13 protein-coding genes and 1 other RNA gene are annotated in these 14,262 nt (G+C 60.9%); 11 read left to right on the top strand and 3 right to left on the bottom strand.

The window, feature by feature from the left end; translation table 11 throughout:
* Positions 1-11 precede the first annotated feature (11 nt).
* A complete protein-coding gene (locus tag BLS41_RS14890; protein ID WP_074765741.1) occupies positions 12-1,403 on the top strand; it encodes a GntP family permease in 1,392 nt (463 codons plus the stop codon).
* Positions 1,404-1,413: 10 nt separating this feature from the next.
* Positions 1,414-1,908 (top strand): gluconokinase, encoded by a 495-nt coding sequence (locus BLS41_RS14885; RefSeq protein WP_074765738.1) that lies wholly within the window; start codon positions 1,414-1,416, stop codon positions 1,906-1,908.
* A 109-nt stretch (positions 1,909-2,017) separates the two neighbouring features.
* Here the strand turns inward: BLS41_RS14885 and purB are convergent, their stop codons facing one another.
* On the bottom strand, positions 2,018-3,406 hold the full coding sequence (purB, locus tag BLS41_RS14880) for an adenylosuccinate lyase (RefSeq protein ID WP_074765736.1): 1,389 nt from the start codon (positions 3,404-3,406) through the stop codon (positions 2,018-2,020).
* 354 nt (positions 3,407-3,760) lie between these two features.
* Between purB and BLS41_RS14875 the strand changes: the two genes are divergently transcribed.
* From BLS41_RS14875 to BLS41_RS14850, 6 genes are all read left to right on the top strand, one after another.
* Positions 3,761-4,717, top strand: coding sequence for a LysR family transcriptional regulator (locus BLS41_RS14875; RefSeq protein ID WP_074765734.1), 957 nt, complete (start codon positions 3,761-3,763; stop codon positions 4,715-4,717).
* Positions 4,718-4,855: 138 nt separating this feature from the next.
* Positions 4,856-6,169, top strand: a complete 1,314-nt coding sequence (locus BLS41_RS14870) for a Glu/Leu/Phe/Val family dehydrogenase (protein ID WP_074765732.1) — start codon at positions 4,856-4,858, stop codon at positions 6,167-6,169.
* Between the two features lie 270 nt (positions 6,170-6,439).
* Positions 6,440-7,333 (top strand): glutamate/aspartate ABC transporter substrate-binding protein, encoded by an 894-nt coding sequence (locus tag BLS41_RS14865; RefSeq protein WP_074765730.1) that lies wholly within the window; start codon positions 6,440-6,442, stop codon positions 7,331-7,333.
* A 91-nt stretch (positions 7,334-7,424) separates the two neighbouring features.
* The gene (locus tag BLS41_RS14860; RefSeq protein WP_074765728.1) at positions 7,425-8,165 is read left to right on the top strand and encodes an amino acid ABC transporter permease; all 741 of its coding nucleotides are present in this window, start codon (positions 7,425-7,427) and stop codon (positions 8,163-8,165) included.
* The gene (gene gltK / locus BLS41_RS14855; RefSeq protein WP_074765726.1) at positions 8,165-8,842 is read left to right on the top strand and encodes a glutamate/aspartate ABC transporter permease GltK; all 678 of its coding nucleotides are present in this window, start codon (positions 8,165-8,167) and stop codon (positions 8,840-8,842) included. The genes BLS41_RS14860 and gltK overlap by 1 nt, the downstream gene beginning before the upstream one ends.
* A complete protein-coding gene (locus tag BLS41_RS14850) occupies positions 8,839-9,564 on the top strand; it encodes an amino acid ABC transporter ATP-binding protein (RefSeq protein WP_042320997.1) in 726 nt (241 codons plus the stop codon). Before gltK ends, BLS41_RS14850 begins: the two co-directional genes overlap by 4 nt.
* A 99-nt stretch (positions 9,565-9,663) precedes the next feature.
* On the opposite strand, the gene BLS41_RS14845 is transcribed toward BLS41_RS14850, so the two are convergent.
* Entirely contained in the window at positions 9,664-10,614 is a 951-nt protein-coding gene (locus BLS41_RS14845) for a class II glutamine amidotransferase (protein ID WP_074765724.1), read from the bottom strand.
* 166 nt (positions 10,615-10,780) lie between these two features.
* On the opposite strand from BLS41_RS14845, the gene pyrC reads away from it, so the two are divergent.
* From pyrC to rnpB, 3 genes are all read left to right on the top strand, one after another.
* Positions 10,781-11,842 carry a dihydroorotase gene (pyrC, locus tag BLS41_RS14840; protein WP_074765721.1) on the top strand — a complete coding sequence of 354 codons (1,062 nt, stop codon included), beginning with the start codon at positions 10,781-10,783 and terminating at the stop codon, positions 11,840-11,842.
* 25 nt (positions 11,843-11,867) lie between these two features.
* The gene (locus BLS41_RS14835; RefSeq protein ID WP_074765720.1) at positions 11,868-12,719 is read left to right on the top strand and encodes a DUF3025 domain-containing protein; all 852 of its coding nucleotides are present in this window, start codon (positions 11,868-11,870) and stop codon (positions 12,717-12,719) included.
* 129 nt (positions 12,720-12,848) lie between these two features.
* Positions 12,849-13,262: RNase P RNA component class A (gene rnpB, locus BLS41_RS14830), an RNA gene on the top strand.
* A 97-nt stretch (positions 13,263-13,359) separates the two neighbouring features.
* Here the strand turns inward: rnpB and BLS41_RS14825 are convergent.
* Positions 13,360-13,782 carry an OsmC family protein gene (locus BLS41_RS14825; RefSeq protein WP_074765718.1) on the bottom strand — a complete coding sequence of 141 codons (423 nt, stop codon included), beginning with the start codon at positions 13,780-13,782 and terminating at the stop codon, positions 13,360-13,362.
* Between the last annotated feature and the right edge of the window lie 480 nt (positions 13,783-14,262).

Genomic DNA, 14,262 nt, shown 5'->3' with positions numbered 1-14,262 from the left:
GGAGGGGCTTCATGGGAGCTTTCCACGGCAGCATGCTGCTGGTCATCGCGGTGATCGCCATCGCATTGCTGATCCTGCTGATCACGCGCTACAAGGTTTATCCGTTCCTCGTTCTCATCATTGTGTCGCTGCTGCTGGGTCTGGCGGCGGGCATGCCGATGGCGACCATCGTCAAATCGTTCGAAACCGGCAACGGCAATACGCTCGGGCACATCGCGATCGTGGTCGGCCTGGGCACGATGCTCGGCAAGATGATGGCCGAATCGGGCGGCGCCGAGCGCATCGCCACCACGCTGATCGACTTCTTCGGCGAGAAACACATTCACTGGGCGATGATGGTCGTCGCCGTGATCGTCGGCTTGCCGGTGTTCTTCGAAGTCGGCTTCGTGCTGCTGATTCCCATCGCGTTCAACGTCGCGAAACGCACCAATAAATCGCTGCTGCTGGTCGGCCTGCCGATGGTCGCGGGTCTGTCGGTCGTCCACGGGCTGTTGCCGCCGCACCCGGCCGCGATGCTCGCGGTGCAGGCGTATCACGCGGATATCGGCCGCACGATTGCTTATGGTCTGATCGTCGGCATTCCGACCGCGATCGTCGCGGGTCCGCTGTTTGCGTTGCTGATCAGCCGCTATATCAAGCTGCCGAAAGAGAACGCGCTGGCTGCGCAGTTTCTCGGCGGCGCTAATGGCGCAAATGGCGACGATGCGGCGAAAGCGAATGCACCGAAGCGCGAACTGCCGAGCTTCGGCATCACGCTGTTCACGGTTCTGCTGCCGGTGATCCTGATGCTGGTCGGCAGTTGGGCCGATCTCGTGTTTGCGCCGAAAACCTTGCCGAACGATCTGCTGCGCTTCTTCGGCAATTCGGACGTCGCACTGCTGACGGCCGTGCTCGTCAGCTTCTGGACCTTCGGTGCGAAACGTGGCTTCACGCGCGACCAGATCCAGAAGTTCTGCGGCGAATGTCTTGCGCCGATCGCGGGCATCACGCTGATCGTGGGCGCGGGCGGCGGCTTTGGCCGCGTGCTGATGGACAGCGGCATTTCGAAGGAAATCGTCAACGCGGCGACGTCGGTGCATATGTCGCCGCTGCTGTTCGGCTGGCTGGTCGCGGCGCTGATCCGCCTCGCAACGGGCTCGGCCACGGTCGCGATGACGACGGCCTGCGGCATCGTCGCGCCGATCGCGGCAGCCGGTGCGGTGCAGGTCCGGCCGGAATTGCTGGTGCTGGCCACCGGCTCGGGCTCGCTGATCTTCTCGCACGTGAACGACGGCGGTTTCTGGCTGATCAAGGAATACTTTGGTATGACGGTGGGGCAGACCTTCAAGACATGGTCGCTCCTCGAGACCATCATCTCGCTGATGGGTTTGGGCTTGACGTTCGCGCTAGCGGCGGTTGTGTAAGGAGTTTTTGATGATTTTGATCGCAATGGGCGTGTCGGGCGCCGGCAAATCGAAGATTGGCGAAATGCTGGCGGAGCGCCTGCACTGCGCATTCACCGACGGCGACGCGTTTCACAGCGCCGCCAACAAGGAAAAGATGCACCACGGCATTCCTCTCACCGACGAGGACCGTTGGCCGTGGCTGAAAACCATCCGCGCGGCGATTGTGGAAAAGCAGAAGGCGGGCGAGACGGCGGTGTTCACGTGCTCGTCGCTGAAGCGCTCGTATCGCGATGTTCTGCGCGACGGCGACAAGGACGTGTGCTTCGTTTATCTGAAGGGCACCCGGGCTGTGCTCGAAGAGCGTTTGACGACGCGCACCGGGCATTTCTTCGATCCGTCGCTGCTGCAAAGCCAGCTTGATACGCTTGAAGAGCCGGGTTCGGATGAAGCGATCACGGTGAGCATCGAGTTGACGCCCGAAGAGATCGTCGATGACGTGCTCAAGCAGGTCGAACAACGGTGAGTTTGCTAACTCGCTCGTTGTAGAGCCGTAAAAAAGCCGCTCCTCGGAGCGGCTTTTTTTTCGTGCAGCCTCGTGTGAAACGAGGCTGCCATGAGCAAAGCAGTCGCGTTTAAGCGATCCGCTTCGCCAGTTCGACAGCCTTGCCGATATACGAACCCGGCGTCATCGCGAGCAAACGGTCCTTCGCGTCTTGTGGAATCGCGAGACCCGTGACGAACGTTTGCAGCGCTTCACGCGTGATGCCCTTGCCGCGCGTCAGTTCTTTCAACTGCTCGTACGGGTTTTCGATGCCGTAACGGCGCATCACGGTTTGCACCGGCTCGGCCAGCACTTCCCAGCAGTTGTCGAGGTCTTCGTTCAGACGCTGTGCGTTCACTTCGAGCTTGTCGAGACCGCGGATCAGCGAGTCGTACGCGAGCAGCGAGTAACCGAACGCGACGCCCATGTTGCGCAGCACCGTCGAGTCGGTCAGGTCACGCTGCCAGCGCGACACCGGCAGCTTGTCGGCGAGATGGCGCAGCGTGGCGTTCGCCAGACCCAGGTTGCCTTCGGAGTTTTCGAAGTCGATCGGGTTGACCTTGTGCGGCATCGTCGACGAACCGATTTCGCCGGCCTTCGTGCGCTGCTTGAAGTAACCGACCGAGATGTAGCCCCACACGTCGCGGTCCAGATCCAGCAGGATCGTGTTGGTGCGCGACAGCGCGTCGAACAGTTCGGCCATGTAGTCGTGCGGCTCGATCTGGATCGTGTACGGATTGAACGTGAGCTTCAGACGCTGCTCGACGACTTCGCGCGAGAACGCTTCCCAGTCGAACTCGGGATACGCGGACAGATGCGCGTTGAAGTTGCCGACCGCGCCGTTCATTTTGCCGAGCAGTTCGACCTTCGCGACGCGGTCGATCGCGCGCTCGAGGCGCGCGGCGACGTTGGCGATTTCCTTGCCGAGTGTGGTCGGGCTGGCCGGCTGGCCGTGCGTGCGCGACAGCATCGGCTGTTCGGCGTGAGCGTGAGCCAATGCGACGAGGCGCTGATGCACCGAGCGCAGCGCCGGCAGAATGACGTGCTCGCGTGCGCCGGCCAGCATCAGGCCATGTGACGTGTTGTTGATGTCTTCCGACGTGCACGCGAAGTGGATGAACTCGCTCGCGCGTTCCAGTTCTTCCTGACCCTTGACCGATTCCTTCAGCCAGTACTCGACCGCTTTCACGTCGTGATTCGTCACGCGTTCGATTTCCTTGATGCGCGCGGCGTCGTGCGCGGTGAAGCGCTCGGCGAGTTGCAGCAGGAATTGTTCGGACGCTTCGGAAAAACGCGGCACTTCGGCGAAACCGGCGCGCGACAGTGCGATCAGCCAGTGGATTTCAACCGTCACGCGATTGCGCATGAAAGCGGATTCCGAGAGCCAGTCGCGCAGGGCTTCGGTTTTCGACGCGTAACGGCCGTCGAGCGGGGAGAGCGCGTTGAGCGCGAACAGGGTGTCGGGGCGGGTGTCGGACATGATGGAGGCGTGAGCGCTGAAAGAGCGGGAGAAACTGCGGGAATCGCGAATTTTACCACCGGACGGCGGCTGTCCCGATTTTGCGGTGATGCCTGCGAGGCGGCGAGCCGCGGTGATATCGGCCGCCGGAAACGGCGAGGCGGCGGGCGGCGCGTTGGAGCTGCTGACCTCACGGCAGGCGCGGAACGCAGCTTGACGCGGTGGCCCATGCGAGCGACATGGTCCAGGCAAACCAGATTTGCGCGGACCAGACTCGTAGACACCCGCACAAAACGCCCCGCAATCGCGACAGCCGCGCCCCCCGACACCCTCTAGAATGCTGACTTCTCCCCACCCGCAGGCAGCAGGCCCCGCATGGAACTGAAATGGCTCGAAGACTTCGTTTCGCTCGCGGAAACGCGTAGTTTCAGCCGTTCGGCCGAGCTGCGCCACGTCACGCAACCTGCGTTTTCACGACGGATTCAGGCGCTGGAAGCATGGCTCGGCACCGAGCTGATCGACCGCTCGGTGTATCCGACGCGGCTGACGGCGGCGGGGCAGGTGTTCAACGAGCAGGCGCTTGCAATGCTGTCGCAATTCCACGAAGCGCGCGCTTTGTTGCGCGGACACACGGCGACACCGCAGGCGACGATCGAGTTCGCGGTGCCACACACGCTGTCGCTCACTTACTTCCCGCGCTGGCTACAGCGGATCGAAGCGCAAATGGGCCCGATCCACACGCGGCTGCGCGCGCTGAACGTGCACGACGCGGCTTTGTCGTTAGTGGAAGGCGGCTGCGATCTGATGATGGGCTATCACCATCCGAGTCACCCGGTGGCGCTCGACCCCGGGCGCTACGACATGCTGACGCTCGGCAACGAGCCGATCAGCCCGTTCTCCGTGCCGGGCCGCGCGGGTCGTCCGCGTCATACGTTGCCGGGCACCGCCGATGCGCCCACGCCGTATCTGTCGTACACGCCGAACGCGTATCTCGGGCGCATGACCGAGGTGATCCTCGCGAACGCGCCGGAGCGCCTCTATCTGGATCGGCTGTATGAAACGGACATGGCCGAAGGGCTCAAAGCGATGGCGCTGGCCGGCCACGGCATCGCGTTCCTGCCGCACAGCGCCGTGGAAGACGCCGTCGCCGATGGCAAGCTGATCCGCCTCGATCGAGCGACGCGCGGCACGCCGGAAGGGCAGCTTACGTTGAGCATGGAGATCCGCCTGTACCGTGACAAACTCGCGGCCAAAAGCGACGACGCGCGGCAGATACTCGTACGCCAGTTGTGGGACGTGGTATCCGAAGAGTTAGGGCACAGCACAGCCTGAAAACCTGCACGCTCACGACGCGAAATTGCGGCTTTCCGAACGTTATGCAAAAAAAACATAATCGGATAATGAAACGGCATTGGATTTCAAAACGGCGTTTTTCGACAATGCACGTATTCGATCAACGCCGGAGCGTTCATGTCTTCCCAGCCGCAAGCTGTCCAATCCGCATCATCGTTGCAGTCCGTTCCTTCCTACCTCAATAGCGATAACCTCGGCCCGTGGGGCAACTACCTGCGTCAGGTCGACCGCGTCGCGCCGTACCTCGGCTCGCTGTCACGCTGGCTCGAAACCCTCAAGCGCCCGAAGCGCATTCTGATCGTCGACGTGCCCATCGAGCTCGATAACGGCACCGTCGCGCACTTCGAAGGCTATCGCGTGCAGCACAACGTTTCGCGCGGTCCAGGCAAGGGTGGTGTGCGGTATCACCAGGACGTGACGTTGTCGGAAGTGATGGCGCTGTCCGCGTGGATGTCGGTGAAGAACGCGGCCGTGAACGTGCCGTACGGCGGCGCGAAGGGCGGTATCCGCGTCGATCCGCGCACCTTGTCGCGTGGCGAGCTGGAGCGCATGACGCGCCGCTACACGAGCGAAATCGGCATCATCATCGGACCTAACACCGACATTCCCGCGCCGGACGTGAACACGAACGAGCAGATCATGGCGTGGATGATGGACACGTACTCGATGAACCAGGGGCAGACGGCCACCGGCGTCGTGACCGGCAAGCCGATCACGCTCGGCGGCTCGCTGGGCCGTCGCGAAGCGACCGGCCGTGGCGTGTTCGTGGTGGGCAGCGAAGCGGCACGCCGCGTCGGCCTCGATATCGAAGGCGCACGCATTGCGGTGCAGGGCTTCGGTAACGTCGGCGGGATCGCGGCGCGCCTGTTCCAGGAAGCGGGCGCGAAAGTGGTCGCCGTGCAGGATCACACCGGCTCGCTGTACAAGTCGACCGGCATCGATGCGCGCGCACTGCTCGAACACGTTGCGAAAACGGGCGGCGTGGGCGGTTTCCCCGAAGCGGACGCCGTAACGAACGAAGAATTCTGGACGGTCGAATCGGACATCCTGATCCCGGCCGCGCTGGAAAACCAGATCACCGAGAAAAATGCCGGCAAGATCAAGACGAAGATCGTCGTGGAAGGCGCCAACGGCCCGACCACCACGGCAGCGGACGACATCCTGCACGATCGCGGCATCCTCGTGATCCCGGACGTGGTGGCGAACGCGGGCGGCGTGACGGTTTCGTACTTCGAATGGGTGCAGGATTTCTCGAGCTTCTTCTGGACCGAAGACGAGATCAACCAGCGTCTGGAGCGTGTCATGCGCGAGGCCTTCACCGCGGTGTGGCAAGTGTCGAGCGAGCAGAAAGTCTCGGTGCGGACGGCGGCGTTTATCGTCGCTTGTAAGCGGATTCTGGAAGCGCGCGAACTGCGCGGCCTGTATCCCTGATCCTTATGTCTGAATAGCGGCCGGCCCGCCCACAAGCGGGTTCGCCGTCGATTCCTGGCTGAACGCCGTCCACGAGACGGCGTGTTTTACCTGGCGGGCGGCATCCTATCGGTGCCGCCCGCCTTCGCATATCCGGAAAGCCTGACCGGATGGCCCTGAAAGCGCGCAAAAACCCGTAGCGGCGCGCGCGCAACAACAGGGCTTATAACGATACTTTCAGAATAATTACTTTGCTAAACTGGCGCCGGTTCTTGCCAAGGAGATCACAACATGAAGGTTAAAAAAGCTGCGCTGCTGCTCGCGACACTCGGTCTGTTTACCGTTGGCGCGCAAGCGCAGGACGCCGGCACACTGAAAAAGATCAAGGACACGGGCGTCATTTCGCTGGGCCATCGCGAATCGTCGATTCCGTTCTCGTATTACGACGACAAACAGAATGTAATCGGCTATTCGCAGGAGTACGCGCTGGCCGTGGTCGAGGCAGTGAAGCAGAAGCTGAACATGCCTAACCTGAAGGTGAAGCTCACGCCGGTCACGTCGCAAAACCGTATTCCGCTGGTGCAGAACGGCACGGTCGACATCGAGTGCGGTTCGACCACGAACAACCTCGAGCGCCAGCAACAGGCTGCGTTCACGAACACGATTTTCGTGATCGGCACGCGCATGATGACCAAGAAAGACTCCGGCATCAAAGACTGGGCCGACCTGAAGGGCAAGACGGTCGTGACGACCGCCGGCACCACGTCCGAGCGCCTGCTTCGCAAGATGAATCAGGAAAAGAGCATGGGCATGAACATCATCAGCGCGAAGGACCATGGCGAGTCGTTCCTGACCTTGTCCACGGGCCGTGCCGCTGCGTTCATGATGGACGACGCATTGCTCGCGGGCGAGCGCGCGAAGTCGAACAATCCGGGCGATTTCGTGATCGTCGGCGCGCCGCAATCGCGTGAAGCGTACGGCTGCATGCTGCGCAAGAACGATCCGGAATTCAAGAAGGTCGCCGACGACGCGATCGCCAAGGTCCAGACCTCGGGCCAGGCCGATGCGATCTACAAGAAGTGGTTCGAATCGCCGATTCCGCCGAAGGGTTTGAACCTGAACTTCCCGCAAAGCGACGACATGAAGGCGCTGTTCAAGAATCCGAACGACAAGGCAATCGACTAAGTCGATCAAACCTTAGCTGTCTTTTTGAAACGCTGAACGAAACGGAAGGGGCCACGCGCTTCTTCCGTTTCTTTTTGCTGGAGTCTTGCTCATGTCATATCACTGGAACTGGGGCATTCTGCTGAGTCCGGTCTCCACCGGCGAGCCGACCACCTATCTGGGCTGGCTGTTTTCAGGCTTGTGGGTGACGGTGACCGTGTCGTTGTCGGCATGGGTCATCGCGCTGATCGTCGGTTCGTTTTTCGGCGTGCTGCGGACGGTGCCGAATAAATGGGCATCCGGCATCGGCACACTTTACGTCGCCATTTTTCGCAACATCCCGCTAATCGTGCAGTTCTTCATCTGGTATCTGGTGATACCGGAGTTGCTGCCTGTATCGATGGGCAACTGGTTCAAGCAACTGCCGCCCGGCGCGCAGTTCTTTTCGTCGTCCATTCTGTGCCTGGGCCTGTTCACCGCCGCGCGCGTGTGCGAGCAGGTGCGCTCGGGCATCAACGCGCTGCCGCGCGGCCAGCGTGCCGCGGGTCTGGCAATGGGCTTTACGCAATGGCAGACGTATCGCTATGTGCTGCTGCCGGTTGCGTACCGGATCATCGTGCCGCCGCTCACGTCCGAGTTTCTGAATATCTTCAAGAACTCGGCGGTCGCGTCGACGATCGGTCTGCTCGATCTGTCCGCGCAGGCGCGTCAGCTGGTCGACTACACGTCGCAGACTTATGAATCATTCATCGCCGTCACGGTCGCGTACATGCTGATCAACCTGGTCGTGATGCAACTGATGCGCTGGGTCGAAGCCAGAACCCGGTTGCCCGGCTATATCGGAGGCAAGTGATGCATCATTTCGACTGGAGCGGTATTCCGGGCGCACTGCCTACGCTGTGGACCGGCGCTGTCGTCACGTTCAAGATCACGCTGATCGCGATCGTGTTCGGCATCATCTGGGGCACCATTCTCGCGATGCTGCGGCTGTCGTCGTTCAAACCCTTCGAGTGGTTCGCGAAGGGTTATGTGACGATCTTCCGTTCTATCCCGCTGGTGATGGTGCTGCTGTGGTTCTTCCTGATCGTGCCGCAAGTGCTGCAGAACGTGCTCGGGCTGTCGCCGGATATCGACATCCGCCTCGCGTCGGCGATGGTCGCGTTCTCGCTGTTCGAGGCCGCGTATTATTCCGAGATCATTCGTGCGGGCATTCAGGCGGTGCCGCGCGGGCAGGTCAACGCTGCGTTCGCGCTCGGCATGAGCTATTCGCAGGCCATGCGCCTGATCGTATTGCCGCAGGCGTTCCGCGCAATGGTGCCTTTGTTGCTCACACAAGGTATCGTGCTGTTTCAGGATACGTCGCTCGTCTACGTGATCAGCCTCGCCGACTTCTTCCGCACCGCCACGAATATTGGCGATCGTGACGGTACGAACATCGAAATGGTACTGTTCGCGGGCGCGTGTTATTTCGTGGTCTGCGTGATCGCGTCGAGCCTCGTCAAAGGTCTTCAGAAAAAGGTCGCAAGATGATCTCCATCAAAAATGTTTCGAAGTGGTACGGCCAGTTTCAGGTGCTGACCGACTGCACGACGGAAGTCAAAAAAGGTGAAGTGGTGGTGGTGTGCGGGCCGTCGGGCTCGGGCAAATCCACGCTGATCAAAACCGTCAACGGCCTGGAGCCGTTCCAGAAGGGCGAAATCGTTATCAACGGCCAGTCGCTGACGGACAAGAAAACCAATCTGTCGAAGCTGCGTTCGAAGGTCGGTATGGTGTTCCAGCACTTCGAGCTGTTCCCGCATCTGTCGATCGTGCAGAACCTCACGCTCGCGCAGGTGAAGGTGCTCGGCCGTTCGAACGACGAAGCCACCGCGAAGGGACTGAAGCTGCTTGATCGCGTGGGCCTGCGTGCGCATGCGGACAAATTTCCGGGGCAGTTGTCGGGTGGTCAGCAGCAGCGTGTGGCGATTGCGCGCGCGTTGTCGATGGACCCGATCGCGATGCTGTTCGACGAACCCACGTCGGCGCTCGATCCGGAAATGATCAACGAAGTGCTCGATGTGATGGTCGAACTCGCGCAGGAAGGCATGACCATGATGTGCGTCACGCACGAAATGGGCTTTGCGAAGAAGGTCGCGCATCGCGTGATCTTCATGGACAAGGGCTTGATCGTCGAAGACGACCGCAAGGAAGATTTCTTCGCGAACCCGAAGTCGGATCGCGCGAAGGATTTTCTGGCGAAGATCCTGCACTGAGATTGAGCTTGATTACGCGGCCGGTGTTGTCTGGCCGTGTGCTCAGAATGAAAAAAAGCCGCTATTTATAGCGGCTTTTTTTGTGGGCGACTTATTCGGTCAGGATTCGAACGCGGCGGTATCGTCTGCGGCTTCGATGTCGATTTCATTGGCCGCCAGCGTGTCTGTTTCGGACACTGTCGGCGTGATCGATGCCGCAATCGTCGTGGCCGACGCGGATGCATCCAGCGCCGGATTGCGCAGCTTTTCCAGCACCGACGCCGGCACCGGCACATTCACACGGTCGATCACTTCGCCGTGCTGGAACATCATCAGATCGCCCGGTTCGAACGCGGTCCACACTTCGTTGTCGGTCAGTGGCTTGGTCGCAATCACTGCGACGCGGTCTTCCGGCGTCGTGTATTTGGCGAAATCGATCGATACATCTGCATCGACCAGATGCGCGGTTGAAAACGGCCAGCGCCGCACGATGTAATGCAGATGCGTCGAGCAATGCGCGAACAGCGCCTGGCCATTCGACATCAGAAAATTGAACACGCCGAACTGTGTGATGTCGCGCGTGATCGTTTCGAGCGCGGCGAATAGTTCGGCGAGCGGCGGCTGCTGCGCCCCCGGAAAAGCCTTGCGCAAGCCTTCCAGCAGCGCGCAGAAAGCGAGTTCGCTGTCGGTCGTGCCGACCGGCTGATACACGCCGGTCAGTTCAGGCGCGTACTCTTTCAGATCGCCGTTGTGCGCGAAAATCCAGTGACGTCCCCACAATTCGCGCATGAACGGATGGCAGTTTTCGAGCAGGATATGCCCCTGCGTCGCCTTGCGGATATGCGCGATCGTGTTCTTCGATTTGATCGGATAACGCTTGACCATCTCGGCGATCGGCGACGTGGCCGACGATTGATGGTCGATGAACAAACGGCACGCTTTGTCTTCGAAGAAGGCGATACCCCAGCCGTCGGCATGGTGATCGGTGACGCCGCCACGCGCCGCAAAGCCGGTGAAAGAGAACGTGACGTCCGTCGGCGCGGCGCAGTTCATTCCGAGGAGTTGGCACATGTTGCAGGTAAGCCTGTGAACGGGGCGAGCCGTTACAATGATGATTTTCCAAGCATATCACCGAGCCAGAAACGCCAAATAGCAAAATTGACGTGTGTTCAGGCCGCAACAAGGCGGTTTGACCGGGTTGATTGGCTTTTGCCGCAGAGTCTCGTCCCCACTTGCCATGACTGCTTCCAACGTTTCCCTCGATTCCCTCACGCTCGCCCGTCCGGACGACTGGCACCTGCACGTTCGCGACGGCGAGATGCTCGCCGCCGTGTTGCCGGACACCGCGCGCCAGTTCGGCCGCGCGATCATCATGCCGAATCTGAAGCCGCCGGTGACGACCACCGCGATGGCGCAGGCGTACCGCGAGCGGATCATCGCCGCGATTCCCGAGGGCGCGAAATTCGAGCCGCTGATGACGCTGTACCTGACCGACAACACCCCGCCCGACGAAATCCGCCGCGCGCGTGAGAGCGGTTTCGTGCATGGCGTGAAGCTGTATCCGGCGGGCGCGACGACCAACTCGGACGCGGGCGTCACCGACATCATGAAGTGCGCAAAAACGCTCGAAGTGATGCAGGAAGTGGGCATGCCGCTGCTGGTGCACGGCGAAGTGACGGATTCGCAAATCGATCTGTTCGACCGCGAGAAGGTGTTCATCGACCGCGTGATGACGCCGCTGCGCCGCGCGTTCCCGGCGCTGAAGGTGGTGTTCGAACACATCACGACGAAAGACGCGGTCGACTACATCCGCGAAGCCGGTGCCGCGCCGGACCTGCTGGGCGCGACGATTACCGCGCATCATCTGCTGTACAACCGCAACGCGATTTTCCAGGGCGGCATTCGTCCGCATTACTACTGCCTGCCGGTGTTGAAGCGCGAGACGCATCGCGTGGCGCTGGTCGAGGCGGCGACGTCGGGCAATCCGCGGTTCTTCCTCGGCACCGACAGCGCGCCGCATCCGAAGGGTTTGAAGGAGCACGCTTGCGGCTGCGCGGGCTGCTACACGGCATTGCACGCGCTCGAGCTTTACACCGAAGCGTTCGACAAAGCTGGCGCGCTCGACAAGCTCGAAGGCTTTGCGAGCTTCTTCGGCGCGGATTTCTATGGTCTGCCGCGCAATACCGAGCAGGTCACGCTGCTTCGCGAGGAATGGACGTTGCCCGCTGAGTTGCCGGTGGGCGACACGCCGGTCGTGCCGTTGCGCGGTGGCGAGTCGATTGGTTGGCGGCTGGTTTGAGGTTACCGTTTTGAGGTCCCATTAAATGCTGGCGAACGAGGCGGGGCTTCCAGCGGACGAGGATGCGGCGAAGTCGGAATTTGCCGCCATCGACTGGTCGAAGCCATGGTTCGCGCAGTTTGCCGCAAGAGGTCAGCGCTGGCAGCAGGCGGCGCTGACGAGCTACGCCGCCTTGCTCGCCGAAATGAACGCCGACGCCGCCGAGAAGCGGCCGATCACCGGCCGCGGGCAGCGCCTCGCGTTCATCGCGCAGGACGATCTTCCGCCAGGCGCTTCGTACGAAGCGCATATCGCGTCGACCGGATGCGTGCCGACGCGCCACAACCTGCATGATTTCTTCAATGGTTCGATGTGGTTTGCGTTTCCGCGCGTCAAGGCCGCGTTGAACGCGCGGCAGTCGACGGCGATCGACGTGTTGGGCATCGGCCCGACTCGCGGCGGCGTGCGCGATACGCTGACTTTATTCGACGAAAACGCGTTGCTGTTTGCTTGCGCTGATCCTTCGTTGAGCGCTGCTCTAAGAGGATTCGACTGGCAAACGCTGCTGGCGGCCGGGCGAGGCGCATGGGGCTCGCGTTGCGAAGTGCGATGCTTCGGACACGCGTTGCTGGAAAAACTGATCGCGCCGTTCAAGGCCTGCACGGGACATGCGTGGATCGTCGACGTGCCGTCCGCGTACTTCGAGTGGAGCAGGGCAGCGCGGGACGCCTACCTCGATGAATCGGTCAGCGCGGCGTTGCTGAACACCGACGCACTCACGAGCCGCATGTTCGCGCCGCTTCCTGTGCTCGGCATTCCGGGCTGGTGGGCGGAGAACGAATCGCCCGCGTTTTACGACGATACGTCCGTGTTTCGCACGGGACGGCGTAATCGCTAATACGCTCTGGCTCGCTACCGGACTTCACCCCGTCTTTCCGCACAATCTTCCCGCAAGCCCCTGGCCATTCGGCTATTTCATCCGTCAAACCGGCTTGCCTGCATCGCAGATGTTAAAATGCGCCCCAGCAAAGCAGGCCAGGCAGTCGCGGCCTCTGCGGCTTCGGTCAAAGAGGGCGAGGAAAGTCCGGACTCCACAGGGCAGGGTGATGGCTAACGGCCATCCGTGGCAACACGCGGAACAGGGCAACAGAAAGCAAACCGCCGATGGCCCGGCGCAAGTCGGGATCAGGTAAGGGTGAAACGGTGCGGTAAGAGCGCACCGCGGCTGCTGCGAGGCAGACCGGCACGGTAACCTCCACCCGGAGCAATTCCAAGTAGGCAGGCTAGCATCTTCGAGATGCAGGACGGGGCCCCCGTCACGTCTGCGGGTAGGAAGCTTGAGCGCGTCAGTAATGGCGCGTCTAGAGGAATGGCTGCCACGCGCGTCGCGTTTTCGGACGTTGCGCGTGCACAGAATCCGGCTTATCGGCCTGCTTTGCCACCTGACAAAAAAATGCCGGCGTCCATTGGGACGCCGGCATTTTTATTTGGTGGAACTTCAGGCGCGCTTCACGCACGATAGCGCTGCCCGCCAAGCCTTAGCTCGCGACGATTTCGAACGAATGCGTCAGCTCGGCCGTTTTCGCGATCATGATCGATGCCGAGCAATATTTGTCGTGCGACAGATTGATTGCGCGTTCCACCGTCGCCGGATTCAGATTCTTGCCGGTCACGGTGAAGTGGAAGTGGATCTTCGTGAACACTTTCGGATCTTCGCTGGCGCGCTCGGCTTTCAGCGTGACCGAGCAACCGGCGATTTCCTGACGGCTTTTCTTCAGGATCATCACGACGTCGTACGCCGTGCAGCCGCCCGTGCCGAGCAACACCATTTCCATCGGACGCGGCGAGAGGTTGCGACCGCCGCCTTCAGGCGCGCCGTCCATCGTTACCAGATGACCGCTGCCCGTTTCGGCCGCGAATGCCATCCCGTCTTGCCCCATCCAGCTTACTTTGCATTCCATGCTGTGCTCCACCGCGCTTCACAAATATCGAGACGGCATTGTAGCCCGCCATCTGCGGATCCGCCCGAAGCGACTTTTCCTCAAAGTTATGCGGGATGACGGCTTGCATGCTGCGGTGCGGCATGTTCAGCGAATTCGGGAATGCCCTAACATCTTTAGGGGTTTTGCTCTAGAAAATTCCCGTGGACGAGTCCGGCAAACCCGCCCTTATCTCTTGATCGGCAAGGGAATTTGCGGTCCTGGCGCTTATATTTCAAGTTGTCACATTATGAAAAGGCATTTCGCAATGCAAATGTTCTTGCGTCGCACAAGGCGGACTCGTATAATTGCTCTCATTGGTTGCAGTTGCTCTGTAACTTCCGCTGTCTCCTCCACCTCCTCCTTTGGTGGATTAAACCCGAACCGATAGTTCGGGTTTTTTTTCGCCTGCGTTTTATGGGCTACCGGTCGCTTTCCCGACCCGCCCGATCAGGTTTCGGG

Source organism: Paraburkholderia fungorum, assembly GCF_900099835.1.
GTDB classification, from domain to species: domain Bacteria; phylum Pseudomonadota; class Gammaproteobacteria; order Burkholderiales; family Burkholderiaceae; genus Paraburkholderia; species Paraburkholderia fungorum_A.
Note: the sequence above shows the minus strand (reverse complement) of the source record. Positions and strands in the feature narration are given on the sequence as shown.

What these genes read in the sequence shown, in the direction of transcription:
- BLS41_RS14890 (WP_074765741.1), top strand. Translation starts at nt 12, where the DNA reads ATGGGAGCTTTCCACGGCAGCATGCTGCTGGTCATCGCGGTGATCGCC.
- BLS41_RS14885 (WP_074765738.1), top strand. Translation starts at nt 1,414, where the DNA reads ATGATTTTGATCGCAATGGGCGTGTCGGGCGCCGGCAAATCGAAGATT.
- purB (WP_074765736.1), bottom strand. Translation starts at nt 3,406, where the DNA reads ATGTCCGACACCCGCCCCGACACCCTGTTCGCGCTCAACGCGCTCTCC.
- BLS41_RS14875 (WP_074765734.1), top strand. Translation starts at nt 3,761, where the DNA reads ATGGAACTGAAATGGCTCGAAGACTTCGTTTCGCTCGCGGAAACGCGT.
- BLS41_RS14870 (WP_074765732.1), top strand. Translation starts at nt 4,856, where the DNA reads ATGTCTTCCCAGCCGCAAGCTGTCCAATCCGCATCATCGTTGCAGTCC.
- BLS41_RS14865 (WP_074765730.1), top strand. Translation starts at nt 6,440, where the DNA reads ATGAAGGTTAAAAAAGCTGCGCTGCTGCTCGCGACACTCGGTCTGTTT.
- BLS41_RS14860 (WP_074765728.1), top strand. Translation starts at nt 7,425, where the DNA reads ATGTCATATCACTGGAACTGGGGCATTCTGCTGAGTCCGGTCTCCACC.
- gltK (WP_074765726.1), top strand. Translation starts at nt 8,165, where the DNA reads ATGCATCATTTCGACTGGAGCGGTATTCCGGGCGCACTGCCTACGCTG.
- BLS41_RS14850 (WP_042320997.1), top strand. Translation starts at nt 8,839, where the DNA reads ATGATCTCCATCAAAAATGTTTCGAAGTGGTACGGCCAGTTTCAGGTG.
- BLS41_RS14845 (WP_074765724.1), bottom strand. Translation starts at nt 10,614, where the DNA reads ATGTGCCAACTCCTCGGAATGAACTGCGCCGCGCCGACGGACGTCACG.
- pyrC (WP_074765721.1), top strand. Translation starts at nt 10,781, where the DNA reads ATGACTGCTTCCAACGTTTCCCTCGATTCCCTCACGCTCGCCCGTCCG.
- BLS41_RS14835 (WP_074765720.1), top strand. Translation starts at nt 11,868, where the DNA reads ATGCTGGCGAACGAGGCGGGGCTTCCAGCGGACGAGGATGCGGCGAAG.
- BLS41_RS14825 (WP_074765718.1), bottom strand. Translation starts at nt 13,782, where the DNA reads ATGGAATGCAAAGTAAGCTGGATGGGGCAAGACGGGATGGCATTCGCG.